We start from the raw sequence: 26,515 nt of genomic DNA on the forward strand, positions 1-26,515 counted from the left end.
GGTGGCGCTGGACGGCGCCGCGGACGCCCGCACGCCGTCGCCCGCTCTGCGGGTCGCCGCGCGCAGGCTCGGGCGGCAGCTGACGCGGGCCGCCCGGGCGACCTGGCCCTCGCCCGAACTCGACTCACTGGCGCAGGAGTTCCCCAAGGGGGCCCACCAGCCGGTCGTCCTCGGGCTGACTGCCCGGGCCGCCGGCCTCGGCGCGGAGGACGCCGCGTACTGCGCCGTGTACGAGTGCGTGAGCGGGCCGGCGAGTGCGGCGGTGCGGTTGCTGAGCCTCGACCCGTTCGACGCGACCGGGGCACTGGCACGGCTGGCTCCCGAGCTCGACCGGGTCGCGCTTCAGGCCGCCGAGGCCGCGCGGCGCGCCGTGGACGACGGGGTCGGTGCGCTGCCCGCGGCTTCCGCGCCGGTACTGGAGATCAGTGCGGAGGTGCATGCGGCCTGGGCTGTACGGCTGTTCGCCTCATAGGAATCCCGCGGCGCGGCATGACCCATGTGGCCGGCCCCGCTGCCCTGCCCGTTGCGTCCCTTCCCGGGGCGCCCACCCGAGACCACCGGACCGGCCTCGCCCGCAAGCGCCGGACGGGCTCAAGAGTTGGAGTCGTACCCATGCACCTCGACCACTCCCACGACGGCCCCTCGGCTGTCGGCGCCGACGCCCACCGGCCCGACGGGCGGCGCCGCGCCCTGCGTATCGGGCTCGGCGGGCCCGTCGGGTCCGGGAAGACCGCCACCGTGGCCGCGCTGTGCCGGGCGCTGCGCGACGAGCTGTCGCTGGCGGTCGTCACCAACGACATCTACACCCGCGAGGACGCCGAGTTCCTGCTGCGGGAGGCCGTGCTGCCGCCCGAACGGATCACGGCCGTCGAGACCGGAGCCTGCCCGCACACGGCGATCCGGGACGACATCTCCGCGAACCTCGAAGCGGTCGAGGACCTGGAGGACGAGGCCGGGCCGCTGGATCTGATCCTCGTCGAGTCGGGGGGCGACAACCTGACGGCGACCTTCTCGAAGGGGCTCGTCGACGCACAGATCTTCGTGATCGACGTCGCGGGCGGCGACGACATCCCCCGCAAGGGCGGCCCCGGAGTCACCACCGCCGACCTGCTCGTGGTCAACAAGACGGACCTGGCGCCCCACGTCGGCTCCGACCTCGCACGCATGGCCGCCGACGCGAAGGCACAACGGGCCGAACTGCCGGTGGTGTTCCAGTCGCTGCGGTCCGACGACGGTGTCCGGGACGTGGCCGCCTGGGTCCGGGCACGGCTCGCCGAGTGGACGGCATGACGGCGCCGGCCGCCGGGGTGCGGGCCCACGCGCGGATCGGGGCCCGGCCCGACGGCCGGGGCGGCACCGCGCTGCCCACCCTGGAGAGCCAGGGCCCGCTCGCCCTGCGGCGGACGCGGGCCACGGGTTCCGAGGCCAGGGTCATGCTGGTCGGCGCGATGAGCGGGCCCCTGGGCGGTGACCGCTTCACCGTCACCGCCGACGTGGCCGAGGGAGCCCGACTGCACGTCGGATCGGCAGCGGCCACCATCGCGCTGCCCGGCCAGGACAAGGGCGATGCCCACTACGACGTACGCCTCACGGTCGGCGAGGACGCCGAACTGAGCTGGCTCCCCGAGCAGTTGATCTCCGCGAAGGGCAGCGAACTGCGCGTCACGACACGCGTCGACCTCGCGGCGGGCGCCCGGCTGACGCTGCGCGAGGAGCAGGTCCTCGGACGGGCCGCCGAGGAGCCCGGGCGGCTCACGAGCCGGCTCACCGCCCTCCTCGACGGACGCCCGCTGCTCGACCAGGAGCTCTCGTGCGGTCCCGGAGCACCGGGCGGATGGGACGGCCCCGCCGTGCTCGCCGGACATCGTGCCCTGGGTCAGCTTCTCGTCGTACGGCCGCAGTTCGCGCGGCGGCCGGTCGCACCGCGGCTGCTGGGGGAGTACGCCGTGCTGACCCCGCTCGCCGGTCCGGGCGCCCTGGTGACAGCCCTCGCGCCCGACGCGCTGGACCTGCGCCGCGTCCTCGACGAGGCGCTGCGCGTACTGGACTGAGGACCGGCCGAACCGCGGGCCCGGCGGCCGGCGAACGGACGTCACCGCTCAACGGGCAGAGATGTTCCGGTTATCGGATTGGCAAAGAAGCCGCGCCGCCCCTGTTCTCAGGGACCTCACAGTCGCAAGGATCCCTCGTACGACCACGACGACAGCAGGGGGAGAACTCACTTGAGGGGTATGAGAAGGGCGACGGCGTTCGGCTCGGCCGGAGCGCTCGTCACGGCGACGCTGATAGCCGGTGCCGTTGCGGCCCCGACAGCCAGCGCGGAAGGCCGCCACGGCCAGGACAGCCAGGCGAGGGGCGCCGCGATCGCCGCCGAGCGCGCCGCGAAGGCCGGCATCGACTGGCAGGACTGTCCCGCCGACTGGGGGATAGCCAAGCCCGTCCAGTGCGGATGGGTCACCGTTCCGCTCGACTACGCGAAGCCGAACGGCAAGAAGATCAAGCTCGCGGTGGACCGCATCGGCAACACGGGCACGAAGGCGGAGCGCCAGGGCGCCCTCGTCTACAACCCGGGCGGCCCCGGCGGCTCCGGACTGCGCTTCCCGCTCCGCGTCACCACCAAGAACCCGCTCTGGGTGAAGACGTCGAAGGCGTACGACTTCGTGGGCTTCGACCCGCGCGGCGTCGGCCACTCCGCGCCCATCTCCTGCGCCGACCCGCAGGAGTTCGTGAAGGCGCCCAAGATGGACCCGGTGCCGGACTCCGAGGCCGACAAGCGCGCCCAGCGCAAGCTCGCCGCCGAGTACGCGGCCGGCTGCGCCGAGCGCAGCGGCAAGATGCTGCCGCACATGACTACCCCCAACACCGTCCGCGACCTGGACGTCATCCGGGCCGCGCTCGGCGAGAAGAAGCTCAACTTCCTGGGCGTCTCGTACGGCACGTACATCGCCGCCGTCTACGGCACCATGTACCCCACCCACGTGCGCCGCATGGTCGCGGACAGCGTGGTCAACCCGTCGCGCGAGAAGATCTGGTACGAGGCCAACCTCGACCAGGACGTCGCCTTCGAGATGCGCTGGAAGGACTGGCAGGACTGGGTCGCCAAGAACGACGCGTCCTTCCACCTCGGCGACACCCGCGCCGAGGTCCAGGCGCAGTGGCTGAAGCTGCGCGCCACCGCCAAGAAGAACCCCATCGGCGGGGTCGTCGGCCCGGCCGAGCTCATCGGCTTCTTCCAGAGCGCGCCGTACTACGACTCCGCGTGGGTCTCGACCGCGACGGTGTTCAGCAAGTACGTCGCCGGTGACACCCAGGCGCTCGTCGACGCCGCCGCTCCCGACCCGTCGGACACCGCGGGCAACATCGCCTCGGAGAACGGCAACGCCGTCTACACGGCCGTCGAGTGCACCGACGCCAAGTGGCCCACCAGCTGGAAGAAGTGGGACCGCGACAACTCGAAGCTGCACAAGAACTACCCGTTCATGACGTGGGCCAACGCCTGGCTGAACCTGCCGTGCGCGACCTGGCCCGCCAAGCAGCAGACCCCGGTGAACGTGAAGACCGGCAAGGGCCTGCCGCCCGTCCTGATCGTCCAGGCCACGCGTGACGCCGCCACCCCGTACGAGGGCGCCGTCGAGCTGCACAAGCGGTTCAAGGGCTCCCGCCTGATCACCGAGAAGGACGCGGGCTCGCACGGCGTGACCGGGCTGACGAACCCGTGCGTCAACGAGCGGGTGGACACCTACCTGCTCACCGGCAAGGTCGACGCGGCCGACGTGACGTGCACCCCGCACGCCACGCCCAAGCCGTAGCGGACACCGGGAGTCGAAGCAAAGGGGGCGGCCGTCCTGACGGCCGCCCCCTCTCGTGTGCCGCGACTCAGACGCCCCGCCCCGCAAGCCAGGCGTCCTCCGCCGCGTAGTCGAAGAGGTCGCCGTACGCGGCGAACATCTTCGGATACGCCTGACGCCAGTCCCCGTCGGCCAGCCGGCGCTCGATCCACGCGATCGTCTCCGGCAGCGCCCCGGCGTACTCCGTCACAGCCCGGTAGCCCAACTCCCGCTCCGCCGCCGTCATGTCGCAGACCACCGGGTGCGGCACCGTCCACGGGGTGTCGCCGACGCCGGGCGCCGGAGCGGGCCCGTCGACCAGGACGGTCTCGGTGTCGGCGCCCATCACGGCGTCGATCGCCCGCGCGATCTCCGCCACCGTGGGCGCGTCGGGATCCACGGCGTTCAGCACGCGAGCGCCCGGCCGCGCGGCGGCCAGCCGGACCAGCTCCGCGATGTTGTGGACGCTCGCCGGATGGAAGCGGCTCCCACCGCCGAAGGCGAGGACGCGCCGGGTACGACCGTCCAGGTTGCGCTTGACGAAGTACAGCTCGAGCGGTGTGCGACAGTGCGGCCCGTGAACGGCACCCGCCCGCAGCACCGTGGCCGGCAACCGGTCGGCGGCGGCCAGGAGTTCACGCTCCAGGCCCGCCTTGCGGGAACTGTACGACGAGCCGCCGGGCGCTATCGTGCGCAGGCCCTCCGCCACGGGCACCGGGTACCGGGGGAAGCCGTCCGGCTCCGTCTGCGTGTCGAAGGTGCGGCCCTCGTCGTCCTCGTACACCGACACGCTGGAGATCACCACGGCCGATCCGACGCGACCGGCCAGACCCGTCAACTGCCGGGCGTGCTCCGGCCCGTAGGCCACCACGTCCACGAGCACGTCGCAGCCCTCGCCGACCGCGGCGGCCAGCGCCAGGTCGTCGTCGCGGTCCACCCGCGCGCTGCGCACCCCGTCGGGCCAGGCCTCGTCCCGTCCGCCGCCCCGGGAGAGAGCCGTCACCTCCCAGCCGTCCCGGGCCAGCGCGCCCACGGCCACCCGCCCGATCTGTCCCGTCGCCCTGATCACCACAGCTCGTGTCATGGGGCGACCGTAGGGCTCCCGGGGGCCCGGAACCCAGCCGATCGGCTGAGGGCAGAGCGTCAGCGCTGCGGCAGGCGGGGGAACTTGCGGGACTTCGCCTGCGCCGCCTTCGCCGCGGTCTCCTCCGCCTTCACGGCAGCCGCGTACCGGTCCACGTACTCCTGCTCGGAGAGCGTGAGGATCGCGTACATGATCTCGTCGGTGATGGCGCGCAGGATCGCCTTCTCGTTCTCCATGCCGGCGTAGCGGGAGAAGTCGAGGGGCTCGCCGAAGCGGATCGCGACGGGGTGGATCTTCGGGATCTTGCGGCCAGGGGGCTGCGCCTCGAACGTGCCGATCATCGCGCACGGGATGACGGGCACCTCGGCCCTCAGCGCCATCACCGCGACGCCGACCTTGCCCTTGTAGAGGCGGCCGTCGTGCGAGCGGGTGCCCTCCGGGTAGATGCCGAGCAGCTCGTCCTTGCTCAGCACGCCGAGCCCCTCACGGATCGCCGCCTGCCCCGCGTCCTTGCCGGAGCGGTCGACCGGGATCTGCCCGGCACTGCGGAAGAAGGCCGCCGTCAGCCTGCCCTTCAGGCCCGGGCCCGTGAAGTACTCGGCCTTCGCGAGGAACGTGATGCGTCGCTTGAGGATGGCGGGCATCAGGAAGTGGTCCGAGAACGACAGGTGATTGCCCGCGACGATGGCCGCACCTGTCGCCGGTACGTGCTCCAGGCCCTCGATCCGGGGCCGGAAGACCAGCCGCAACAACGGGCCCAGAAGCACGTACTTGAGAACGTAATAGAACAACGGGTCGCTCCTCGCTTCGCCGGATTGGCTCAACCGCCGTGTTCTAGCTGGTCAAGAGGTGTGCTGCGGGACGCCAGTGTATGTGCAGGCGTCCACGCCTGTAACCGTCTCCGGTCGGACTCATGCTGACCCCCTTCCCTCTCCCGGCACCACCCGCCACGGCGGCGAGTGGCTCGTTCCCGACCAGCCCCGGGAACGCTCTCACCGTGCGCTCTGCCGCCGGTCGTCCCGCGGGGCGTCACCGTCCCACGCCTCGACCACGGCGGAGAGGTCGGCCAGCAGCCGGTGGGTGTCCGCGGTCAGGCCGCCCAGCGCGGGCGTGGTCTTGTGGCGGTCGTCCGCGAGTACCGAGGTCAGCCGGCGGTGGGCCGCTGTCGCCGCGTCCAGCGAGCGGCGCCGCCCGTCGGTCTCGCCGTCCCGGGAGGCGAGGACGTCACCGGCCGCCCGCAGCAGTGACGACAGGATGCCCGGGACGCCCTCCGGGAGCGCGGCGGCCTCGGACAGCGAACGCATGGTCGCCCTGATGTGCTCGGTGATGCCGTCCCAGGTGATGTCCCAGTCGGCGGGCGGCGGGGCGACGGCGGAGCGGCGCAGTCTGCGCCCCGGGTTGAACCGGTGACTCTCGTCCGACCAGCGCCGCGCGGCCCTCAGTTCCGTCACCACGTCGGTCAGGCGCACCGCGCTGTCGTACCAGCCGCGGGCCCGCTCCTCGTCGTACGGCGTGTCCATGCCCTCGGCGGCCGTGTGCAGCAGGTCGGCGCAGTCCTGCGGCAGCCTGTCGCGGAGGTGGCGGACACGACGGGAGTGGACCGGCGGCAGGACACCGGCGTTCACGACCACCCCGATGACCGCTCCGAGCAGGGTCTCCAGAAGCCGGTGCAGGATGTCGAAGCCGCTGGACGACCCGTAGACGAGGACGAACAGCGCGGCCGTGGGTGCGTAGAGCCCCTGCGCGCCGAAACGCGCGTAGTTGCCGAGAAGGACGGTGAGAGGCAGGACCAGCGCCATGGCGACCATGGTGTTGTGGGTCAGCATGAGAGCACCGGCGGCCACCAGGGTGCCCACCATGACCACCACGACCTGTTGCAGCGCGGACAGCAGCGAGCGGTAGACGGTGCTCTGCACTAGGAACAGCGCGGTCCACGGCGCGAGGAGCGCCATCGGCGCGTCCCACCACCATCCCGCCAGCGCCCAGGCCAGCAGTGCGGCGCCCGCCGCCTTCAGGGACTGGACGGCGGTGTCGCGCTCGGTCCCGGACTGTGTGACGCACCTGCGGACCGCCCGCCCCACGGCGGCGGCCTCCCAGGTAAGTGCATGCCACAAGTGACGTTCCTTCCTCGGTCCAGGGTCAGTGCGTGTGCCGGGGCACGGGGAGGGCCCGGCCGCGGAGGGCCGGGTCCGGTGAGGGTCGGGTGCCGCGAGGCGCTAGCCGACCTTGTGGCCTTGCAGAGGAGCCGTGTCCGCGCCGGCCCCCTGCCGCATCCCTTGCAGGAACTCCTCCAGCACCTCCTGGGACGTCCGCCCGGCCTGCCAGTGGAGCTCCCTGCGAGCGCGCGAGCAGTCCATGAGCGGAAGCCGCAGTACGGCGTCGAAGAGGTGCGGCGAGGCCGGCAGCAGGTGCAGCCCTCAGGCCGCGGCGATCGCCGAACGCGCGGCGGTGCGCGGCAGCCGGACCGGGCGCGCTCCGAGCATCCCGGCCAGCATCCGCGCGTCGACGGGCGGCTCGCTCGCCAGGTTGAACGCGCCCCGGACCTCACTGTGCACGGCCAGCCGGTACGCCCTGGCAGCGTCGTCGGTGTGCAGCGCCTGCACCCGCAGACCGGGGATGTCGGGCAGGAAGGGCAGCAGCTCGGGCCGGGCGAGGGAGCCCGGCAGGAAACGTCCGCCGAAGATGCGGCGCTGCTCGCTCGCCGACTCCCGCTTGAAGAGGAAGGCCGGCCGCATCCGCACGACCCGCACCCCGGGGTGCTCGTGCTCGAAGGAGTCCAGGGCCCGTTCCAGATAGGCCTTCTCACGGCAGTAGGCGGCGTCCGGCCAGCCGTGCGTGGGCCATGACTCGTCCACCGCGTGTTCCTTGGGCCCCGGCGAGTAGGCGCCCACCGACGAGGCGTGCACCAGCGCGGGCACCTTCGCGGCCGCCACCGCCTCGAAGACGCGCATGCTGCCGAGCACGTTGGTGCGCCAGGTGGTGGCCGGATCGTGCGTGGGCTGGAAGGCCCAGGCCAGGTGGACGACGGCGTCGGCGCCCTCGAACGTCCCGGCGAGGTCAGTCCCCTGAGACGCCAGGTCCACGGCCGTCCACTGCGTCCTGGCCGGCGACCAGTCGGGAATCCTCCGGGCCAGGCCCACCACCGAGCCGACCTCACTGTCCTGCGCGAGGAGACTCACCAGGCTGGTGCCCACATTGCCGGTGGCACCGGTGACGACGATCCTGCGGCCCGCTTCGCTGCTCACTGCCAGCTCCTCTCCGAGGGGTCTGGTCCGGGTGCTCCGGGAGATGCCCGGGCCGAGTACCCGGGGTCCGCGGATGCACGCGACGGCCACCGCACCGGTCCTTTGCCGCGGGCCGCGCGGAACATCTGCCATCCCCTCCGTCGGCGGAGTGTCGGACACCGGGCGAAGGGGACTCGGACGGCGGAAGCCGACCACGGCTGCCGACCACGACCGCTGGAGGAGCCACACCATGCGTGCACTGACCTGGCAGGGGAAGCGCGACGTCCGCGTGGAGACCGTCCCCGATCCACGTATCGAGAAGCCGGACGACATCATCGTCAGGATCACATCGACGGGTCTGTGTGGTTCCGACCTGCATCTGTACGAACTCTTCGGCCCGTACATCGACCCCGGCGACATCCTCGGCCACGAACCGATGGGTGTCGTGGAGGAGGTCGGACCGGACGTCCACGCCCTGGCGCCCGGCGACCGGGTCGTCATTCCCTTCAACGTCTCGTGCCGCGACTGCCACATGTGCGACCAGGGCCTGCACTCGCAGTGCGAGACGACCCAGAACCGCGACCGGGGCTTCGGCGCCTCCCTGTTCGGATACACCAAGCTGTACGGGCAGGTGCCGGGCGGGCAGGCGGAGTTCCTGCGCGTGCCGTTCGGCAACAAGCTGCCCATCAAGGTGCCCGAGGGGCCGCCCGACGACCGGTTCGTCTATCTCTCCGACGTCCTGCCCACCGCGTGGCAGGCCGTCGAGTACGCGGCCATCCCGGAAGGCGGCACCGTCACCGTGCTGGGCCTCGGACCCATCGGGGACATGGCCACCCGTATCGCCCAGCACCGGGGCGCCGGGCTGGTCATCGGCGTGGACCTGGTCAAGGACCGTCTCACGCGCGCCAACGCCCACGGAGTGACGTGCTTCGACGCACGCAGGGACGGCACGGACCTGACGGAGGCGGTCAGGGACCTCACCGACGGGCGCGGGACCGACGCGGTCATCGACGCCGTCGGCATGGAGGCGCACGGAGCGCCGTTCGCCAAGGCGGCACAGTGGGTCACGGGGCTCCTCCCCGACGCCGTGGCACAGCTGCTGATGGAGAAGGCCGGACTGGACCGCCTGGGAGCCCTGCACGCCGGGATCGAACTCGTCCGCCGCGGCGGCACGCTCTCCCTGTCCGGGGTCTACGGCGGCGCGGTCAGCCCGATGCCGCTCCTGACGATGTTCGACAAGCAGATCCAGCTGCGCATGGGCCAGGCCAACGTATGGCGGTGGGTGGAGGACATCCTGCCGCTGCTCACGGACGAGGACCCGCTCGGTGTGGACACGTTCAAGACGCACGCCATGCCGCTGGAGGACGCACCGAAGGCGTACGCGATGTTCCAGGCCAAGGAGGACGGCATGGTCAAGACCCTCCTGAAGCCGTGACGACGGCCACGCGGACGCCGACGCCCGTCGGAGGCGGATGCCCCGCGACGGCCGGACGGCCGCCCACCGAGCGACGGAGGAGCGACGATGACGAGTGATCCCACGCCGTCCCAGGCGGAGGGCGAGCGAGCCGACGGAGCCGAGGATCCGCCCGTGGGCGAGGAGACCGGCCGACGGCAGGTGCCCCGCACCACCCCGTCGCAGGCCGAGGGAGACCGGGACGACGAAACCCCCGAGGAGTGATCATGCCCAGTGGTTCCAGCCCCAAGCGGGAACGGCAGTACGAGCACATCAAGGAGAGCGCGGAGGAGCGCGGCGCGAGCACCGGGCGGGCCAAGGAGATCGCCGCCCGCACGGTGAACAAGGAACGTGCTCGCTCGGGCGAGTCCAGGACGGCGAGCAGGACGTCGACGCGGGACAAGTCGTCGTCGCAGCGCGGCGGCCAACGGTCGCACAGCGGTGCGGCGGGGCCCACCTACGACCAGCTGTACGAAGAGGCCAAGCGGCGCAACGTGAAGGGCCGCTCCTCCATGAACAAGAGCGAACTGAAGCAGAAGCTGGGCCACTGACCGCGGGCCCCGGCCGGGCCCAGGACGCGGGACGGCGTCCGGTGCGCGCCGGGGACGACCTGGCGAGCGGACCTGTTCGGCAGGGCCGGGACGGGGTACCCGCGAGATGGCTGAGCGGCCCTGGGACCGCCGGGCCGCGGAACCGGTGGGACCCGGGTCCGCGGCCCGGCCCTCTTGTGCGTACGGGCCGGTGCGGGCGTCGGGCGGTGCGGTGCGGGCCGAGGTGGTCACTCCTTCGGCGGCGCCGTGCCCCCGGGTTTCGGACAGGGCCCGGGCGCGTAAACCAGCTCACCCGTTGGCCGGGGCCGCACGGCATGCGGTGAGGCGGCCGTCCTCCGGCGCGGAACCGACGGTTCAGCGATCGGGCCGGGGGTACCCAGGCGTCGCCCCCGACGCTTGGAGACGTGATGACGGAGAAGAACCCCCTGAAGGCCGTGGTGGAGAAGGCGGCCGACGCGCTGCGTGAAGGGGGACCGCAGGACGGTGTACCCGGCAGGCCGGGAGCGCGGACTCCTCCCGTCGACGAACCGACCGAGCCCCGCGGACCCCTGCCGCCCAAGGCGGACCAGGGCGCGCCCGAGACGGTCAGCCCCACGGGGCGGCCGACCGGCGCGGACCCGGACGTGCGGGCCCAGGGCGGCGCCCATCTGACCACGGCCCAGGGAAATCGGCTGTACGAGACCGACCACTCCCTGAAGGCCGGCGCCCGCGGACCCGTCCTCCTCCAGGACCACCACCTCCGGGAGAAGATCACCCACTTCGACCACGAGCGGATCCCGGAGCGGGTCGTCCACGCCCGGGGCGCCGCCGCACACGGCGTCTTCCAGGGATACGGCACCGCCGCGAAGGTCACCAAGGCGGCCTTCCTCGGCGACGGGATCGAGACACCGGTGTTCGTGCGGTTCTCGACCGTGCTCGGCTCCCGCGGCTCCTCGGACACGGTGCGTGACACCCGGGGCTTCGCGACGAAGTTCTACACCGCCGAGGGCACCTTCGACCTGGTCGGCAACAACATCCCGGTCTTCTTCATCCAGGACGCCATCAAGTTCCCTGACGTCATCCATGCCGGAAAGCCGCACCCCGACCGGGAGATCCCGCAGGCACAGAGCGCCCACGACACGTTCTGGGACTTCGTGTCCCTGCACACCGAGGCCACCCACCACACGCTGTGGAACATGTCCGACCGGGGCATCCCGCGTTCCTACCGCATGATGGAGGGCTTCGGCGTCCACACCTTCCGGCTGGTGAACGCCGAGGGCGCCACCACGCTGGTGAAGTTCCACTGGAAGCCGAAGCTCGGGGTGCACTCCCTGGTGTGGGAGGAGGCGCAGATCGCGGGCGGCATGGACCCCGACTTCCACCGCCGTGACCTCGCCGACGCCATCGAGGCGGGCGCGTACCCGCAGTGGGAGCTGGGCATCCAGACCTTCCCGGACAACGCCGAGCAGACCTTCGAGGGCATCGACCTGCTCGACCCGACGAACATCGTCCCGGAAGAGCTGGCCCCCGTGCAGCCGATCGGCCTGCTGACGCTGAACGCCAACCCGACCAACTACTTCGCCGAGACCGAGCAGGTCGCGTTCCACCCCGGTCACCTGGTGCCCGGCATCGACGTCACCGACGACCCGCTGCTGGCCGGCCGGCTCTTCTCCTACCTGGACACGCAGATCAGCCGGCTGGGCGGACCGAACTTCGGCCAGCTCCCGGTCAACCGCCCGCACGCCCCCGTCAACGACATGCTGCGCGACGGCATGCACCAGACGGCCGTGCACACCGGTACGGCGCCCTACCGGCCCAACTCCCTCGACGGGGGCTGCCCGTTCCTGGCGGGCGCGGACACCCGCGCGTACATCGAGACCCCGGTGGAGGTGCCGCGGGCGAACAAGGAGCGCAGGGCCCCGGCCTCCTTCTCGGACCACTTCAGCCAGCCGCGGCTCTTCTGGCTCAGCATGACGCCGGTGGAACGCGAGCACATCGTCGCCGCCTACACCTTCGAACTGGCCAAGTGCTACGAGCAGGCCGTCAAGGAGCGTGCGCTGAAGGTCCTCGCCAACATCGACCCCGAACTGTGCGCGCAGGTCGCCTCCGGTCTCGGCCTGCCCGCGCCCGAGGCGACCGTGCCGCTCGTGGCGGCCGATCCCAGCCCCGCCCTCTCCCAGATCGGCGGGACCTGGCCGCTGGACGGGCGGATCATCGGCATCGTGACCGACGAGCGGGGAGACCTCGACGGCGTACGCCTCGTGCGTGAGGCGGTCCTGAACGCCGGCATGGTCCCCCTGGTGATCGCCCCCACCGGCGGGAAGCTCGACGAGGAGGGCGAGCCCCTCCAGGTGCAGCGCACCTTCGCCACCGCCCGGTCGGTGGAGTACGACGCCCTCCTGGTCGCGGGCGTCCCCGGCCACGGCAAGGACGCCCACGGCGCACGCGACGCCAAGGCGGGCGACGCCGGACTCGACGGGATCGCCGATCCGCGGGTGTCGCTGATGCTGGCGGAGGCCTTCCGGCACGGAAAGGCCGTCGGAGGCTGGGCCGGCGCCGACGCGGTGCTGGCGGCCGCGGGCATCCCGGCGGACGCCGCGGGCGTCGTGACCGCGGACAGCGGCTCGGGCGCCCTGGAGCAGATCACCCGGCTGCTCGGCGAGCACCGCGTCTGGGCCCGCTTCGGGACCGCTCTCTGACGAGCAGACCCCGGGCCCTCGTGGCCCGGTTGCGAGCGGGGCGCGGGGTACGCGGACACGGCATGGCCACCGGTCCGTCGTACCCCGCGTTCCGCCACGCGGGCCCGGCGATCAGTCAGCCTGCACAGCGCCGCCACCGCCGAGCTGATCCGCCAGACAGGCTAGATACAGCGCCATGGTCGTCCGGTGGTCACGCAAGGGGCGGCCGGTGATCTGCTCGATCTTGTGCATGCGGTAGACGACGGTGTTGCGATGGACATGCAGGGCCGCGGCGGCCCGCACCAGATTGAAGCCGTGCTCACACCAGGCGGTGATCGTGTCGCGGAGCATCGGCCAGTCCGGCTGGGCGCGCAGGCCGGCGGCGGTCAGCTCGACGAGACGGTTGCGGGCCGGCTGCCCCGCCGCCGCCAGTACCTGATGAACCCTCAGGTCCGCGATCAGACGGACCGGAGCGTGGTCCGACAGCCGGGCACCGAGGCGCAGCGCGTCGCACGCGTCCTGGTAGGAGTGATGCAGCGCCCCGACCGAGGTGGCTGCCTCACCGACTCCCGCCCGGGCGGTGAGCCCTCCCTGCGCGACGACGAGGTCGGTGACCCGTCGGCAGTCGGCGGCCAGGGAGCCGTCCGACTCCTCGGCCGGCAGCCGGTGCAGGACACCGATCCAGCCGGGAGCCGTGGTGGCGACGATGTCCTGGGGGTCGGCGAAGACCTCCCGAACCGTGCGGAGCAGTTCCGAGCGGACGAGGGCCATGTCCCGGGTGGGTGCCCCCCGGCGACGGCCGCCCGTGTCGGGCACGGTCACCTCGAACGCCACCGCCACGCGCCGCAGCCGCAGGTCGAAGCCCAGCTCGGCGGCCCGGAACACGAGGAACTCGCCCTCCACCACCTGCGGATCGTACGAAGCGACGTCGGCCAGCAGCTTCTCCGCCGCCCGCTCGGCCAGCAGCCGGGAGCGGAGCATCACGGACTCGCGGAGCAGGATCTCCGTCTGCCGCTTCACCAGCAGGCCGAAACGGCGCACCTGGGCCGGCGTGCCGGTGATCCCGACCGTTCCCACCGCCTGTCCGTCAGTGACGAGCGGCAGGGTGACACCGGGGCGTACGCCCTGGAGCCGATGAGCCTGGGACGTGTTGTGCGTCGCCGCCTCCTGCGTGCGGATCACCTCCACGGACGCCTCGTGGAACGTGCCGACCCGATGGGTGTCACCGCTGCCGATCACCATGCCGTCCGCGTCGGTGATGAGCACGTTGAAGCCGATGACCGCCGAGGTGTCCCCGGCTATCTCCTGTGCGAGTGACGGGCTCAGCACGGGCGTTCCTCCCGTCGAGGGGACGGACCGGGAGCGGGCCGCGGACCGATCCCGGGCGGGGTCGGAGGACGGCCGGGACCGGCCCGGAGTGGACGCACCGTACAGCACACCAGGCATTCCCGGCCGCAAGTTCGTACGAAGTGAACGGTGACGTGCGGACGGCGGGTGCCTAGCGTATGAGCCCATCACATCCCCGCCGGGGGCACAGCGCGGAGAACGGCGGGCCCCTTCAGAGCTGATCCCCGTGCCGTTACGGAAGGCCCAAGCCGATGATCCGTGTGCGCTCACTCGTCGCTGTCCTGTCAGCGGCACTCCTGATTCCGGCGGTCGCCGGCTGTGGTTCGGACGGCGACGACGAACCGAAGAACGTGTCCGCGAAGACCGCGGCGCTCGGCACCCTCACGCCTGGCGTGATCAAGGTGGCCGTCCAGCCGTACGCGCCCTACACCAGCGTCCAGGGAGACAGAATCGTCGGCCTGGACGGCGACATACTCGCCTATGCGGCGAAGAGGCTCGGCCTCGAGGTCAAGCCGCAGGTGACGGACTTCGCGGGCATGCTCGCCGGAGTGCAGTCCCGCCGCGTCGACATCACCATCGGCGGCGTCGCCTGGTCCGCGGACCGGCAGAAACAGGGCCTGTTCACCGATCCGCCCTACTACTCGCCGCCGGCGATGGCCGTGCGGTCCGGCAGGACGTACAGAACGGTCGGCGACCTCAAGGGCCTGCAGCTCGGGACCGTCGAGGGTTACGTGTGGGTCAAGTCCATCCAGGCGGTGCCCGGCGCCGAACTGCACGCCTACCCCGACGCCAACGGGGTGTTCGACGACCTCGGCGCGGGCCGCGTGGACGTCGGATTCCTCGACCCGCTGATCATCATCGCTGCCCAGAAGGAACGCCCCGACCTGAAGATCGACACCCAGTACATGACGCCGCCGAGCGCCGCGCAGGTCAAGGCGAAGCCCGCCTACGCGTACTTCCAGCCGTACCAGACCGGCTTCTACCTGCCCAAGAAGGCCACCAAGCTGGAGAAGGCCATCTCCGCGCAGATCGACGCCATGTACGAGAACGGCGAGATGGAGAAGCTCGTCAAGAAGTACGGCGGCGACCCCGAGCAGTTCCTCGAGCCCGCCGCCGATGTCGCGACCGCGCGACGCGGAGTGGACCGGCCGCAGGACTGGACGCCTCCGTCCATCGCGCGGTGAGGGGACGACGGTGACGAACGACCTGGCCTCCGGCCTCTTCCAGGTCCCCTGGACCGACTACCGGGCCGACCTCCTCGACGCCCTCTGGCGCACCCTCTCCTACACGGCGGTGAGCTTCGCCGGCGCGGTCGTGCTCGGACTGGCCGTGGCACTGCTGCGGCTGAGCAGGGCGTGGCCCGCGCGGGCCGTCGCCGCGGTCTACACCGAGGTGTTCAAGAACGTCCCGCTGCTGGCCATCATCTTCCTGACCTATTTCGGTCTGGCCTCGGCCGGGCTCCGGCTCGACGTGTTCACGGCCGGCTGCCTCAGCCTCGTCGTGTTCTACGCCGCCTACCTGTCCGAGATCTTCCGCTCCGCGATCAGCGGCGTACACGCCGGGCAGACCGAGGCGGGTGAGGCCCTCGGTCTCGGCAGGACCGGCATCTTCTGCCACATCGTCCTGCCGCAGGCCCTCCGCCAGGCATTGCCCGGCACCAACACCATGCTCGTCGACCTGCTGAAATCGACCTCGCTGCTCGTCACCGTCTCGGCCGCCGAGCTGATGTCCGAGGGACGCCTCATCACGTCGGCGACCTTCCGGGCCCTTGAGGTCTACCTGGTCATCTCGGCCGTCTACTTCGCCCTCTGCTACCCCCTCTCCCAGCTTCTCCTGCTCCTGGAGCGGAAGGTCCGGGCGGGCGTCCCACTGTCCCCGTGGCGAAGGCGCCGCATGCGGGCGGCCCGCGCCCTGCTCGCGAGCGACATCGCCGTGGACGCCGACCGGAAGAAGGCGACGGTATGACCGAGCCCGTCATCACCACCAGGGCCGCCGGGTCTCCGGCCCCCGACGCCGTCGTACGCATCGACGGACTGAGCAAGTCCTTCGACGGCCGCCTCGTACTCGACGACGTCCGTCTGGAAGTCGGCCGGGGCAGCATCGTGAGCGTCATCGGTCAGAGCGGCGGCGGCAAGACGACCCTGATGCGCTGCGTCAACCTCCTGGAACGGCCGGACAAGGGCACGGTCGAGGTCGCGGGGGAGGTCGTGCACCAGGGCGGCCGCACGGCGTGCCGGGACCTGGCCCGGCTGCGCCGCACCGTCGGCATGGTCTTCCAGCGCTTTCACCTCTTCCCGCACCTGACGGCCGTGGAGAACGTCGTCCTGGCCCAGCGCAAGGCCGGCATCCCCGAACAGGAGGCACTCGAGCGGGCCGTGGCCCTCCTGCGACGCGTCAAGGTGGCCCATCGCGCACTCGCCCGGCCCGACCAGCTCTCCGGCGGCGAACAGCAGCGCGTCGCCATCGCCCGGGCCCTCGCACTCAGGCCCGAGGTGCTCCTCTTCGACGAACCCACCTCCTCCCTGGACCCGGAGGCCACCCGCGAGGTGCTGAGCGTGATGCGGGAACTGGCCGCGGACGGGATGACGATGATGCTGGTCACCCACGAACTGCCCTTCGCCCGCGAGGTGTCCGACCATGTCGCCTTCGTCGACGGCGGCCGGATCGTGGAGGAGGGCCCGCCCGAGACCGTCCTCGACAGCCCCGAACGGGCCCGGACCCGGGAGTTCCTCGCTGCGTACGGGCCGGCGTCATGACCTCCGCGTCCGCCATGACGGGCCAGGGCGGCGGGCACCCCGTCGTGGTGGTGGGTGGCGGTGTCGTCGGGCTGTGCACGGCGTACTATCTGGCCGCCGCCGGTGTACCCGTCGAGGTCGTCGAGCGGCGCGGCCTGGGCTCCGGGGTGTCCCGCGGCAACGCCGGCTGGGTCTGCCTCAGTCACTCGACACCGGTGCCCGCACCGGGAGTGGTCCGCTACGCCCTGCGCTCCCTCGGCAGGCCCGACTCGCCGCTGTATCTGAGGCCCCTGCCGGACCCGGCGTTCGTACGGTGGCTGTGGCGGTTCTGGCGCAGCAGTACACCGACCGCCTTCCGGCGCGGCTACGCGGCGGTCGCCGAGCTGAACCGGGACACCTTCGACCTCTTCGACGGCCTGCGCGAGGCCGGGGTCGACACGACACTGACGCGGCCCGGCATGGTGCACGCGTTCCTGTCGCCGGCCGAGGCACGGCAGCACCTCGCGGTCCAGCGGGAGATGGCGCACGGCCGCTACCCGATGCCCGACGACGTCACCACGGGCCCCGGAGCGCGACTGCTGGACGACGCGCTGTCGGCCCGGGTGCGGGCGGCCTACCTCGTCGAGGGGGAGGGAGTGGTCGACCCGGAGGCCTTCACCCGCGCGCTGGGGGAGAAGCTGGCCGCCGAGGGCGTGAAGGTCCACGAGAACGCGGAAGCGACCGGGTTCCGGTCGTCGGGCGGGCGGGTCACGGCGCTGCGTACCGTCCAGGGCGACATCCCCTGCTCGGCCGTCGTCGTCGCGGCGGGCATGCGCTCCCCGGGCCTCCTGCGCACGCTCGGCAGCCTGCTGCCCCTTCAGGCGGGCAAGGGCTACAGCTTCTCGGTGGACCTGGATCCGGCACCCCGGCACACGCTGTACTTCGGCGAGCGCAGGACTGTCGCCTCGCCTATCGGCGGGACCACACGGATCGCCGGCACGATGGAGCTGAGCGGCAACAACAACCGCCTCGACTGGCGGCGGATCGTCGCGGTCGCCCTCGCGAGCCGGCACTATCTGGGCCGCTGGTTCGACGATCCGGACGACCTGGTCGGCCTGATCCGCGACCCGTGGGTCGGCGGGCGCCCGTTCCTGCCCGACGGGCTCCCCGTCATCGACCGGGTGCCGGGTCACGAGAACGCCTTCGCGGCCGCCGGCCACGGGATGCTCGGCGTCACGCTGGGGCCGGTCACCGGGCTCCGGCTCGCCGAGTACGTCCGTACGGGGCGTCGTCCCGAAGCCCTCGCGCCGTTCCGGTTCGACCGGCTCCTCCCCTGAGCCGCCGTATCCCGGACCGGACGGTGACGATGGCCGCGGGCCGGCGTGGGATTCCGCGCCGGCCCGCGGATCCCCGGGCTCAGCCCCGGTCCCGGGCTCAGCCCCCGCCCCGGTCCGTTCGTCGGCTGCGGGGCGGCGCGGGCCGGTCGCACGGTTCCCCGCGCCCCTTAGTGGCGCCCTACCAGGACCGCCCGGGTCCCACCAGGACCGCTCGGGGGCCGAAGCCCCTAAGCACCCTTCCCGAGTACCGTCTCCAGCGCCCCGAGGGCCGTTCGGAGTTCCTCGCCCGTGATGGTCAGCGGGGGAGCGAGGCGGATCGTCGAGCCGTGGGTGTCCTTCACGAGGACGCCCTCCCGCATGAGGCGTTCGCTGATCTCGCGGCCGGTGCCGATCGCGGGGTCGATGTCGACGCCCGCCCACAGCCCGCGCGCCCGGAAGTCCTTGACGCCCTTGCCGACGAGCGCGGCCAGACCGCCGCGCAGGACCACGCCCAGCTCCGCCGCCCTGCGCTGGAACTCGCCGGTCTCCAGCAGCTCGACGACGGCCGAGCCGACCGCGGCCGACAGCGGGTTGCCGCCGAACGTCGAGCCGTGCTCGCCCGGCCGCAGCACCTGGAGCACCTCGCGCCGCGCGACCACCGCGGAGACCGGGACGATGCCCCCGCCGAGCGCCTTGCCGAGCAGCAGCACGTCCGGGACGACTCCCTCGTGCTCGACGGCCAGGGTGCGGCCCGTCCGTCCGAGGCCCGACTGGATCTCGTCCGCGATGAACAGGCAGCCGGTGCGACTGGTCAGTTCGCGGACGCCGCGCAGATAGCCGTCGTCGGGGATGACGACTCCCGCCTCGCCCTGGATGGGCTCGATCAGCACGGCCGCGGTCGTCTCGTCGATGGCCGCTTCGAGCGCGGCGAGATCGTTGTACGGGACGACGCGGAAGCCCGGCGTGAACGGGCCGAAGCCCGCCCGGGCCGTCTCGTCGGTGGAGAAGCTGACGATGGTCGTCGTACGGCCGTGGAAGTTGTCGGCGGCCACGACGATGGTCGCCCGGTCCGGCGCGACCCCCTTCACCTCGTACGCCCACTTGCGGGCCACCTTGACGGCGCTCTCCACGGCCTCGGCGCCCGTGTTCATCGGCAGGACCATGTCCAGGCCCGTCAGCTCGGCCAGCGACTCGGCGAACTGCGCCAGCCGGTCGTTGTGGAAGGCCCGTGAGGTCAGCGTCAGCTGGTCGAGCTGGCGGTGCGCGGCCTCGATCAGGGCCGGGTGCCGGTGTCCGAAGTTGAGGGCCGAGTACCCGGCCAGCATGTCCAGGAAGCGGCGGCCCTCGACGTCCTCGACCCAGGCACCCTCGGCGCGCGCGACGACGACCGGCAGCGGGTGGTAGTTGTGTGCGAGGACGGGTTCCTCGGCACGGATCAGCTCGGCGGACGAACGCAGGGAACGGCTGGGTGCGACAGTCATGAGCGGATCTCCTGGGTGCAGCACTTGATGCCTCCGCCGGCCTTCTGGAACTCCGACAGGTCGACGGGGACGGGAACATAGCCGTGGCGGGCGAGTTCGCCCGCGAGGGCCTCGGCGCGCGGCGAGATGAAGACGTGGCGGCCGTCCGAGACGGAGTTCAGCCCGAACGCCAGCGCGTCCTGTGAGGTGGCCACCACCGCGTCCGGGAAGAGCCGCCGCAGCACCTCGCGGCTGCCGGCGGAGAAGGCCTCCGGGTAGTACGCGATGTTCGCCTCCGCCCCGTCGTCGAGCACGAACAGCGCGGTGTCGAGGTGGTAGAAACGCGGGTCCACCAGCTGGAGGCTGACCGTGGGGATGCCGAAGAACTCCTGCACCTCGTGATGGGCGGCCCGCGCCGTACGGAAACCGGTGCCGGCCAGGACGTAGCGGCCCACGGGCACCAGGTCGCCCTCGCCCTCGCACACCGACTCGGGGCGGTAGACGTCGAAGCCCGCGTTCTTGAACCACGTCTCGTACGCGTTGGACTCCGGGCGGCGCTGCGGTGCGTGGAAGTACGAGCCGAAGACCCGGCCCGCCATGACCAGCGCCGAGTTCGCGGCGAAGACCATGTCCGGCAGGCCGGCGACCGGTTCCACGCTGTCGACGGTGTGGCCGTGGGCGCGGTAGGCGCGGATCAGCTCCGCCCACTGGGTCCGGGCCAGATCGACGTCGACCTGTGCGTCCTCATGCATCCAGGGGTTGATGGCGTACTGCACGGCGAAGTGTCTGGGTTCGCAGACAAGGAAGCGCCTCGATCGCGGCACACGGCTCATGGGCACAGAGGGGTTCCTCCGCTTTCCTGCGGTGTCGGGTGTGATGCCTCAACGGTAGGAAGCGGGGGACAAGCGGGACAAGAATCAGGAATTGCGCGCTACCGCAGAAATGCTGCGTGTTGGGGTGCCTTGACGCACGTTTGATGCGTGACTGGTCCGAAAGAGTGGACGAAGGGCCGGGCGCGCGGGTCCGGACCGGAAGTTCGCCTCACGCCTCCGGTTCCGGAGCCGGCAGGTTCGCGCCCGCCTCCGGGCTCTCGGGCAGCAGGTGCGACAGCACCATGTAGCTGATCGTCTTGCGGATGAACGGCTCCACGCGGATCCGTTCGAGCACCTCCTCGAAGTGCTCCACGTCCCGCGCCCGCACGTGCAGCAGCGCGTCCGCGCCGCCGGTCACCGTCATCGCCGCGGTGATCTCGGGATGGTTGCGCATCACCTCGGCGAGTCGCCGCGGCGGCGCCGCGCCCTCGCAGTACACCTCCACGTACGCCTCGGTACGCCAGCCGAGCGCGGCCGGTTTCACCGTCGCCGTGAACCCGGTGATCACACCCGTCTCGCGCAGCCGGTCCGCCCGCCGCTTGACCGCCGTCGCGGACAGCCCGATCGCCGTGCCGATCTCCGCGAAACTGGTACGGGCGTTCGCCATCAGGGCCGTGAGGATCTTGCGGTCGAGATCGTCGAAGGGCGCGGACGCGGGTCTCATGCGGGCACTGTATCCAGCGGCGACGACCTGGCCCTCCGCATGTGCAGGCGTACGAATTGCTCCTACACTCCGGGTTCATGCTCCGCGCTCTCGCCGTCGACGACGAACCGCCCTCCCTCGAAGAGCTGCTCTACCTGCTGGACGCCGACCCACGGGTGAGCAGCGTCGAGGGCGCGAGCGACGCCACCGCGGCGCTGCGCCGCATCAACCGTGCCCTGGAGAGCGGCCCCGGCGGCCACGAGGGCATCGACGTCGTCTTCCTCGACATCCACATGCCCGGTCTCGACGGTCTAGACATGGCGCGGCTGCTCGCCGGATTCGCCAAGCCGCCGCTCGTCGTGTTCGTCACCGCCCACGAGGGATTCGCCGTCCAGGCCTTCGACCTCAAGGCCGTCGACTACGTCCTGAAGCCGGTACGCCGGGAGCGGCTGGCCGAGGCCGTGCGCCGGGCCGTCGAGCAGATGGACGCGGCCCCGCTGATACCCGTGCACGAGCCCGACCCGGACCACATATCCGTCGAGCTCGGCGGGGTCACCCGCTTCGTCGCCGTCGAGGACATCACCCACGCCGAGGCCCACGGCGACTACGCGCGACTGCACACCGCCCAGGGCAGCCACCTCGTCCGCATCCCGCTCTCCACCCTCGAGGAGCGCTGGCGCTCGCGCGGCTTCGTCCGCATCCACCGCCGCCATCTCGTCGCTCTCGGTCACATCAGTGAGCTCCGCCTCGACGCGGGTACCGTGAGCGTCCTGGTCGACTCCGTCGAACTCCAGGTCAGCCGCCGGCACGCACGGGAACTGCGTGACCTGCTGATGCGCCGGACCGCGAGTTGAGGAGGCCGGAGGTGCCCCACGACCCCGCCGACCGCCGTGTCGTCGTCACCGGCCCGCCGCGTCGCACCCGCCCGCTCAGCGGCTCCCGGCCGCGCACCGAGATCGACGAGCAGACCACGCTCGGCCACACCTACGTCCGCTCCCTGATGCGCAGCCAACTGCGTGCCGCGCTCACGGTGTTCGCCGTCCTCGTGCTCCTGGTGGGCCCGCTCCCGCTGGTGTTCGCCGTGACGGGCGACAGTTCGAGCCTCGAATGGATCGTGCTCGGCTTCTGCGTCTACCCGCCGCTGGTGCTGCTCGCCCGCTGGTACGTGCGCCGCGCCGACCGCAACGAGAAGGACTTCGTCCGGCTCGTCGAGGACCGCTGAGCCATGAACGAGACCGAGGACAGCCGCCTGTGGACGAACAGCCTGTGAGAGAGAACAGCGCGTGAGCGAGAACAGCCCGTGAACGAGAACTACGCCGTCCCGGCGGTCGCTCTCGTGGTCGTCGCGACCGTGTTCGTCGGCGCCTTCGGCCTGCGCATCTCGCGCACCACCTCCGACTTCTACGTGGCCTCGCGCACCGTCGGGCCCCGGCTCAACGCGGCCGCCATCAGCGGTGAGTACCTCTCCGCCGCGTCGTTCCTCGGCATCGCGGGACTGGTCCTCGTCCAGGGCCCCGACATGCTCTGGTACCCCGTCGGCTACACCGCCGGCTATCTCGTCCTGCTGATCTTCGTCGCGGCCCCGCTGCGCCGCTCCGGCGCGTACACCCTGCCCGACTTCGCCGAGGCACGGCTCGCCTCCCAGGCCGTACGACGGCTGGCAGGAGCCTTCGTCGTCGGGGTCGGATGGCTGTACCTGCTGCCCCAACTCCAGGGCGCGGGGCTCACGTTGAACGTGCTGACCGGTGCCTCGAAGTCCCTCGGCGGCATCATCGTCGCGGTCGTCGTGGTGGCGACCGTCGCCGCGGGTGGCATGCGCAGCATCACCTTCGTACAGGCCTTCCAGTACTGGCTCAAACTCACCGCCCTGCTCGTCCCCGCGCTCTTCCTCGTCCTCGCCTGGCAGGACGACGGGGGGCCGCGGCACGCCTTCGACGAACCGGCGACGTTCCGTGAGCACCGGGTCGTCCGGATCGATGCCGGAGTCGACCTGAAACTCACCCGGCCCCTGACCGTCACCGCGGACGGCACGGTCGACGGCAGGCGGTACGAGGACGAGAGGCTCCGGCTGCCCACGGGCGTCCACCGCATCGAGCAGGGCACCCGGCTGGCCTTCACCAAGGGCGACCCGGTGCCCGTCGCCGACCGTGTCACCAACGGCGGCATGTCCACCTCGCTCGCCTCGGGCCGCGAGGAACGCCCGCTCTACGCCACGTACGGACTGATCCTCGCCACCTTCCTCGGCACCATGGGGCTGCCGCACGTCGTCGTCCGCTTCTACACCAGCCCGCACGGCGTGGCCGCCCGCCGCACCACCGTCGCCGTACTCGTCATGATCGGCGTGTTCTACCTGCTGCCACCGGTCTACGGCGCGCTCGGGCGCCTGTACGCACCCGAGCTCACCCTGACCGGGGACGCCGACGCCGCCGTGCTGCTGCTGCCCGACCGGGTGATCGGCGGACTGGGCGGGGACCTCCTCGGCGCGCTGGTGGCCGGCGGGGCCTTCGCCGCGTTCCTGTCCACGGCGTCCGGCCTGACCATGGCGGTGGCGGGCGTGCTCACCCAGGACGTGCTGCCCTCCCGCGGCGTACGGCACTTCCGGCTCGGCACGGTTCTCGCCATGATCGTGCCGCTGGCGGCGAGCATGCTCGTGGGCGGACTGCCGGTCGCCGACGCCGTGGGGCTCGCCTTCGCGGTGTCCGCCTCCTCCTTCTGCCCCCTGCTCGTCCTCGGCATCTGGTGGCACCGGCTCACCCCGCCCGGGGCGGCGGCCGGAATGCTCGTCGGCGGCGGCTCGGCACTCCTCGCGGTCGCGGCCACCATGGCCGGTTTCCCGGGCCGGGGCACGCTGCACGCGCTCCTCGCCTGGCCCGCCCTGTGGTCGGTGCCGCTGGGCTTCCTCACGATGGTGCTGGTGTCGCTGGCGACGCCCGGGCGGGTGCCGGCCGGGACGGCGACGATCCTCGCCCGGTTCCATCTGCCGGAGGAACTGGCCGGAGGCCAGGTACGCACGGAGGTCAAGGCATGAGTGGATTCCTGGCGGGCCTGTGTGTGGCCGCGCTCCCGCTGCTGGCGGCCGGCTTCTGGTACGGCAGACGCACCGCGCGCACGCCGAGCCCCGGCGGCCTCGGCACCCCCGTCGAGCACGCCACCTTCGAGACCCTGCACACCGCGTCCCTCGCCGCGCCGCCCCTGCGGGCGGGCCTGACGGGGGAGACGGCCCGCAAGTCCGCGAGACGGCTGCGCACCCTCCTCGGCACCGACGCGCTGTGTCTCACCGACCAGGACACCGTGCTGGCCTGGGAGGGCGCCGGCGAGCACCACCGGGAGCAGATCATGGAGCGGATCGGCGGACCCCTGGAGACCGGCCGGGGTGAGGCCTTCCGCCTCGCGTGCGACGAGCCGTACTGCCCGTTGCGCTGGGCCGTCGTCGCGCCGCTGACCGTCGACGACCGGGTCCACGGGGCGCTCGTCGCCTGCGCGCCCCGCGAGTCCGCCGTGCTCGTCCGGGCCACCGGAGAGGTCGCCCGCTGGGTCTCGGTCCAGCTGGAACTCGCCGACCTCGACCAGTCCCGTACGCGGCTGATCGAGGCCGAGATCAAGGCGCTGCGGGCCCAGATCTCCCCGCACTTCATCTTCAACTCGCTCGCGGTGATCGCCTCGTTCGTGCGCACCGACCCCGAGCGGGCCCGTGAACTCCTGCTGGAGTTCGCCGACTTCACCCGCTACTCGTTCCGCAGGCACGGCGACTTCACCACGCTCGCCGACGAACTGCACGCCATCGACCACTACCTGGCGCTGGTCCGGGCCCGTTTCGGGGACCGGCTCTCGGTCACCCTGCAGATCGCCCCCGAGGTGCTGCCGGTGACACTGCCCTTCCTCTGCCTGCAGCCGCTCGTCGAGAACGCCGTGAAACACGGCCTGGAGGGCGGCACCGGCAAGGTCGACAAGAGCCGCATCAGCATCACCGCGCAGGACGCGGGAGCCGAGGCACTCGTCGTCATCGAGGACGACGGTCCCGGCATGGATCCCGGCCGGCTGAGCCGCATCCTGGCCGGCGAGGCAGGCGCCTCGGGCGGCATCGGGCTGTCGAACGTCGACGACCGCCTACGGCAGGTGTACGGCGACGACTACGGCCTCGTCATCGAGACCGCGCTGGGCGCGGGCATGAAAATCACCGCCCGGCTGCCGAAGTACCAGCCGGGTGTGCACTCGGCGGGGCCGCTGCCCCGCGGTTGAGCCACCCCGCGGACGAGCCCCGCGCACGCCGGTCCCCCGGTGAGGGCAGCTGCCCTCACCGGGGGACCGGGTGTGGTGCGTCAGGTGGGCCGGGACGCCACCATCGCCAGCGTGATCAGGCCGAGCACCACCCAGCCGAACCACAGCCAGCCGCTGCTCCCGAGCGCCACCGTGTAGGCCGTGACCATCACCAGGCCGCCGACGGTGAGCACTCCCATGGTCTTCGTGGAACCGGGCATCGCAACACCCTCCTCATGGTTCGTCCCTATCCATGGTGCCCCCGTCTTTGCGAATTGCAGTGCAGACCACGAAATGTGTGCCGGAGTTCCAGGCGCTCTCGCCCACCCAGGACGAGTCCGTGTAGACGTTCGGGTCGTAGCCGTAGTCATTGGGCGGTACGTTCTTCCGGCAGGCCGCGGTCGCCTCCCGTCTGGCCTCGGCGAGGGTCGAGTCCGGGCTCATCCGGTGGAAGTCGAGCACCTGCTCCTGATGCGGGCCCGCACACGGGACCAGCTCGGCGCCGGTGTCGGACACCCTGTCGAGGCAGTCCCGTTTCTGCATGGTGGCCGTGTCCCTGAAGACCGTGCCCGGCGGACGATGGTCCCCTACGGGACCGAACAGCGGTTTGCCGCGTGCGTCGAGCAGCAGACACGCCACGCGGCGCCCGGCCGCCTCGAATCCCTCGTCGGTCGGTACGACGGCGTGCGAGCGGGCATCCGCGAGCTTGTTGCGGGTCTCCTCGGTGCGCTGCTCGCACCCGGCGGCGCCACCCGAGCGGGCCTCCTCCGCGGACCGCGCCTCGAACACGGCCATCACCTGCCCATACGTGTCGTCGCTGAGGCACTTCACGACCTTCAGCCCCGGGTCTCCCGTGAAGGGAGCGCCGGGCCACCGTGTCGCGACGCAGTCGCCGTCCCTGAGCGGCTCGGTGAGCCCGACGGCCTGCCCGTACGGCTCGGCGTCGCCGTTCCCCGGCAGGTACGCCATGGCGTACCAGGTGCCGCCGCCCGCGAGAGCCACTCCGAGCGCGCCGGCCAGGACGGCCCGGAGGGCGCGACTGCGCCTGCGGCGGCGCCGGCCGGGGGCCGCCGCAGGAGGGCCGTACCCCTGCCCGGCGGTCCACGGGTC

The 26,515-nt window shown here is 71.9% G+C and carries 25 protein-coding genes and 1 pseudogene; 16 read left to right on the forward strand and 10 right to left on the reverse strand.

Features of this window, described 5'->3' with window-relative positions:
• The 4 genes from KUF83_RS12000 to KUF83_RS12015 form a co-directional block, all read left to right on the forward strand.
• Positions 1-472, forward strand: a 472-nt coding sequence (locus KUF83_RS12000) for an urease accessory protein UreF (protein ID WP_217454628.1), incomplete at its 5' end; no start/stop codon positions are given.
• Between the two features lie 140 nt (positions 473-612).
• On the forward strand, positions 613-1,290 hold the full coding sequence (gene ureG / locus KUF83_RS12005) for an urease accessory protein UreG (RefSeq protein ID WP_217454629.1): 678 nt from the start codon (positions 613-615) through the stop codon (positions 1,288-1,290).
• Positions 1,287-2,051, forward strand: a complete 765-nt coding sequence (locus KUF83_RS12010) for an urease accessory protein UreD (RefSeq protein WP_217454630.1) — start codon at positions 1,287-1,289, stop codon at positions 2,049-2,051. The genes ureG and KUF83_RS12010 overlap by 4 nt, the downstream gene beginning before the upstream one ends.
• A gap of 180 nt (positions 2,052-2,231) precedes the next feature.
• On the forward strand, positions 2,232-3,809 hold the full coding sequence (locus KUF83_RS12015; RefSeq protein WP_217454631.1) for an alpha/beta hydrolase: 1,578 nt from the start codon (positions 2,232-2,234) through the stop codon (positions 3,807-3,809).
• Between the two features lie 67 nt (positions 3,810-3,876).
• Here the strand turns inward: KUF83_RS12015 and KUF83_RS12020 are convergent, their stop codons facing one another.
• The 4 genes and pseudogenes from KUF83_RS12020 to KUF83_RS12035 form a co-directional block, all read right to left on the reverse strand.
• Complete coding sequence (locus KUF83_RS12020) at positions 3,877-4,899, reverse strand: NAD(P)-dependent oxidoreductase (RefSeq protein WP_217454647.1); 1,023 nt, start codon at positions 4,897-4,899, stop codon at positions 3,877-3,879.
• A 71-nt stretch (positions 4,900-4,970) separates the two neighbouring features.
• Positions 4,971-5,702: a 1-acyl-sn-glycerol-3-phosphate acyltransferase gene (locus KUF83_RS12025; protein WP_217454632.1), complete on the reverse strand. Its 732-nt coding sequence runs from the start codon at positions 5,700-5,702 to the stop codon at positions 4,971-4,973.
• A gap of 201 nt (positions 5,703-5,903) precedes the next feature.
• Positions 5,904-7,025 carry an aromatic acid exporter family protein gene (locus tag KUF83_RS12030; protein WP_254643726.1) on the reverse strand — a complete coding sequence of 374 codons (1,122 nt, stop codon included), beginning with the start codon at positions 7,023-7,025 and terminating at the stop codon, positions 5,904-5,906.
• 102 nt (positions 7,026-7,127) lie between these two features.
• Positions 7,128-8,156 (reverse strand): annotated as a pseudogene (locus tag KUF83_RS12035) (SDR family oxidoreductase).
• Positions 8,157-8,385: 229 nt separating this feature from the next.
• On the opposite strand from KUF83_RS12035, the gene KUF83_RS12040 reads away from it, so the two are divergent.
• From KUF83_RS12040 to KUF83_RS12055, 4 genes are all read left to right on the forward strand, one after another.
• Positions 8,386-9,570 carry an alcohol dehydrogenase catalytic domain-containing protein gene (locus KUF83_RS12040; protein WP_217454633.1) on the forward strand — a complete coding sequence of 395 codons (1,185 nt, stop codon included), beginning with the start codon at positions 8,386-8,388 and terminating at the stop codon, positions 9,568-9,570.
• Positions 9,571-9,657: 87 nt separating this feature from the next.
• A complete protein-coding gene (locus tag KUF83_RS12045; RefSeq protein WP_217454634.1) occupies positions 9,658-9,813 on the forward strand; it encodes a hypothetical protein in 156 nt (51 codons plus the stop codon).
• A 2-nt stretch (positions 9,814-9,815) separates the two neighbouring features.
• Positions 9,816-10,139, forward strand: coding sequence for a plasmid stabilization protein (locus tag KUF83_RS12050; protein WP_217454635.1), 324 nt, complete (start codon positions 9,816-9,818; stop codon positions 10,137-10,139).
• Between the two features lie 407 nt (positions 10,140-10,546).
• A complete protein-coding gene (locus tag KUF83_RS12055) occupies positions 10,547-12,817 on the forward strand; it encodes a catalase (protein ID WP_217454636.1) in 2,271 nt (756 codons plus the stop codon).
• Positions 12,818-12,928: 111 nt separating this feature from the next.
• On the opposite strand, the gene KUF83_RS12060 is transcribed toward KUF83_RS12055, so the two are convergent.
• Positions 12,929-14,125, reverse strand: coding sequence for a sugar diacid recognition domain-containing protein (locus KUF83_RS12060; RefSeq protein ID WP_217454637.1), 1,197 nt, complete (start codon positions 14,123-14,125; stop codon positions 12,929-12,931).
• Positions 14,126-14,394: 269 nt separating this feature from the next.
• Between KUF83_RS12060 and KUF83_RS12065 the strand changes: the two genes are divergently transcribed.
• The 4 genes from KUF83_RS12065 to KUF83_RS12080 are packed head-to-tail and all read left to right on the forward strand — an operon-like array spanning position 14,395 to position 18,194.
• Entirely contained in the window at positions 14,395-15,327 is a 933-nt protein-coding gene (locus KUF83_RS12065; RefSeq protein WP_217454638.1) for an ABC transporter substrate-binding protein, read from the forward strand.
• A 10-nt stretch (positions 15,328-15,337) separates the two neighbouring features.
• Complete coding sequence (locus KUF83_RS12070; protein ID WP_308402974.1) at positions 15,338-16,108, forward strand: amino acid ABC transporter permease; 771 nt, start codon at positions 15,338-15,340, stop codon at positions 16,106-16,108.
• Positions 16,105-16,899, forward strand: a complete 795-nt coding sequence (locus KUF83_RS12075) for an amino acid ABC transporter ATP-binding protein (RefSeq protein WP_217454639.1) — start codon at positions 16,105-16,107, stop codon at positions 16,897-16,899. Before KUF83_RS12070 ends, KUF83_RS12075 begins: the two co-directional genes overlap by 4 nt.
• On the forward strand, positions 16,896-18,194 hold the full coding sequence (locus tag KUF83_RS12080; protein ID WP_254643727.1) for an FAD-binding oxidoreductase: 1,299 nt from the start codon (positions 16,896-16,898) through the stop codon (positions 18,192-18,194). Before KUF83_RS12075 ends, KUF83_RS12080 begins: the two co-directional genes overlap by 4 nt.
• Before the next feature lie 227 nt (positions 18,195-18,421).
• Here the strand turns inward: KUF83_RS12080 and rocD are convergent, their stop codons facing one another.
• The 3 genes from rocD to KUF83_RS12095 form a co-directional block, all read right to left on the reverse strand.
• Complete coding sequence (rocD, locus tag KUF83_RS12085) at positions 18,422-19,654, reverse strand: ornithine--oxo-acid transaminase (protein WP_254643728.1); 1,233 nt, start codon at positions 19,652-19,654, stop codon at positions 18,422-18,424.
• Positions 19,651-20,472, reverse strand: a complete 822-nt coding sequence (gene ddaH, locus KUF83_RS12090; protein ID WP_217454640.1) for a dimethylargininase — start codon at positions 20,470-20,472, stop codon at positions 19,651-19,653. Before ddaH ends, rocD begins: the two co-directional genes overlap by 4 nt.
• Positions 20,473-20,674: 202 nt before the next feature.
• Positions 20,675-21,169, reverse strand: coding sequence for an Lrp/AsnC family transcriptional regulator (locus KUF83_RS12095; protein WP_217454641.1), 495 nt, complete (start codon positions 21,167-21,169; stop codon positions 20,675-20,677).
• Positions 21,170-21,246: 77 nt separating this feature from the next.
• Between KUF83_RS12095 and KUF83_RS12100 the strand changes: the two genes are divergently transcribed.
• From KUF83_RS12100 to KUF83_RS12115, 4 genes are all read left to right on the forward strand, one after another.
• Positions 21,247-22,002, forward strand: coding sequence for a LytTR family DNA-binding domain-containing protein (locus tag KUF83_RS12100; RefSeq protein WP_217454642.1), 756 nt, complete (start codon positions 21,247-21,249; stop codon positions 22,000-22,002).
• Positions 22,003-22,013: 11 nt separating this feature from the next.
• The gene (locus KUF83_RS12105; protein WP_217454643.1) at positions 22,014-22,370 is read left to right on the forward strand and encodes a hypothetical protein; all 357 of its coding nucleotides are present in this window, start codon (positions 22,014-22,016) and stop codon (positions 22,368-22,370) included.
• 78 nt (positions 22,371-22,448) lie between these two features.
• Positions 22,449-24,176, forward strand: a complete 1,728-nt coding sequence (locus KUF83_RS12110) for a cation acetate symporter (RefSeq protein WP_217454644.1) — start codon at positions 22,449-22,451, stop codon at positions 24,174-24,176.
• Entirely contained in the window at positions 24,173-25,387 is a 1,215-nt protein-coding gene (locus KUF83_RS12115; protein WP_217454645.1) for a sensor histidine kinase, read from the forward strand. Before KUF83_RS12110 ends, KUF83_RS12115 begins: the two co-directional genes overlap by 4 nt.
• Positions 25,388-25,467: 80 nt before the next feature.
• Here the strand turns inward: KUF83_RS12115 and KUF83_RS12120 are convergent, their stop codons facing one another.
• Complete coding sequence (locus tag KUF83_RS12120; RefSeq protein WP_107018800.1) at positions 25,468-25,626, reverse strand: hypothetical protein; 159 nt, start codon at positions 25,624-25,626, stop codon at positions 25,468-25,470.
• A gap of 13 nt (positions 25,627-25,639) precedes the next feature.
• A partial coding sequence (locus tag KUF83_RS12125; protein WP_217454646.1) for a septum formation family protein occupies positions 25,640-26,515 on the reverse strand: 876 nt, incomplete at its 5' end.

This window comes from Streptomyces sp. BV286 (assembly GCF_019090165.1).
In the GTDB taxonomy this organism is placed as follows: domain Bacteria; phylum Actinomycetota; class Actinomycetes; order Streptomycetales; family Streptomycetaceae; genus Streptomyces.

Coding starts and splice junctions, on each gene's coding strand:
- KUF83_RS12075 (WP_217454639.1), top strand. CDS start 16,105: ATGACCGAGCCCGTCATCACCACCAGGGCCGCCGGGTCTCCGGCCCCC.
- KUF83_RS12120 (WP_107018800.1), bottom strand. CDS start 25,626: ATGCCCGGTTCCACGAAGACCATGGGAGTGCTCACCGTCGGCGGCCTG.
- KUF83_RS12065 (WP_217454638.1), top strand. CDS start 14,395: ATGATCCGTGTGCGCTCACTCGTCGCTGTCCTGTCAGCGGCACTCCTG.
- KUF83_RS12040 (WP_217454633.1), top strand. CDS start 8,386: ATGCGTGCACTGACCTGGCAGGGGAAGCGCGACGTCCGCGTGGAGACC.
- KUF83_RS12055 (WP_217454636.1), top strand. CDS start 10,547: ATGACGGAGAAGAACCCCCTGAAGGCCGTGGTGGAGAAGGCGGCCGAC.
- ureG (WP_217454629.1), top strand. CDS start 613: ATGCACCTCGACCACTCCCACGACGGCCCCTCGGCTGTCGGCGCCGAC.
- KUF83_RS12050 (WP_217454635.1), top strand. CDS start 9,816: ATGCCCAGTGGTTCCAGCCCCAAGCGGGAACGGCAGTACGAGCACATC.
- KUF83_RS12015 (WP_217454631.1), top strand. CDS start 2,232: ATGAGAAGGGCGACGGCGTTCGGCTCGGCCGGAGCGCTCGTCACGGCG.
- KUF83_RS12080 (WP_254643727.1), top strand. CDS start 16,896: ATGACCTCCGCGTCCGCCATGACGGGCCAGGGCGGCGGGCACCCCGTC.
- KUF83_RS12115 (WP_217454645.1), top strand. CDS start 24,173: ATGAGTGGATTCCTGGCGGGCCTGTGTGTGGCCGCGCTCCCGCTGCTG.
- KUF83_RS12100 (WP_217454642.1), top strand. CDS start 21,247: ATGCTCCGCGCTCTCGCCGTCGACGACGAACCGCCCTCCCTCGAAGAG.
- KUF83_RS12095 (WP_217454641.1), bottom strand. CDS start 21,169: ATGAGACCCGCGTCCGCGCCCTTCGACGATCTCGACCGCAAGATCCTC.
- rocD (WP_254643728.1), bottom strand. CDS start 19,654: ATGACTGTCGCACCCAGCCGTTCCCTGCGTTCGTCCGCCGAGCTGATC.
- KUF83_RS12045 (WP_217454634.1), top strand. CDS start 9,658: ATGACGAGTGATCCCACGCCGTCCCAGGCGGAGGGCGAGCGAGCCGAC.
- KUF83_RS12010 (WP_217454630.1), top strand. CDS start 1,287: ATGACGGCGCCGGCCGCCGGGGTGCGGGCCCACGCGCGGATCGGGGCC.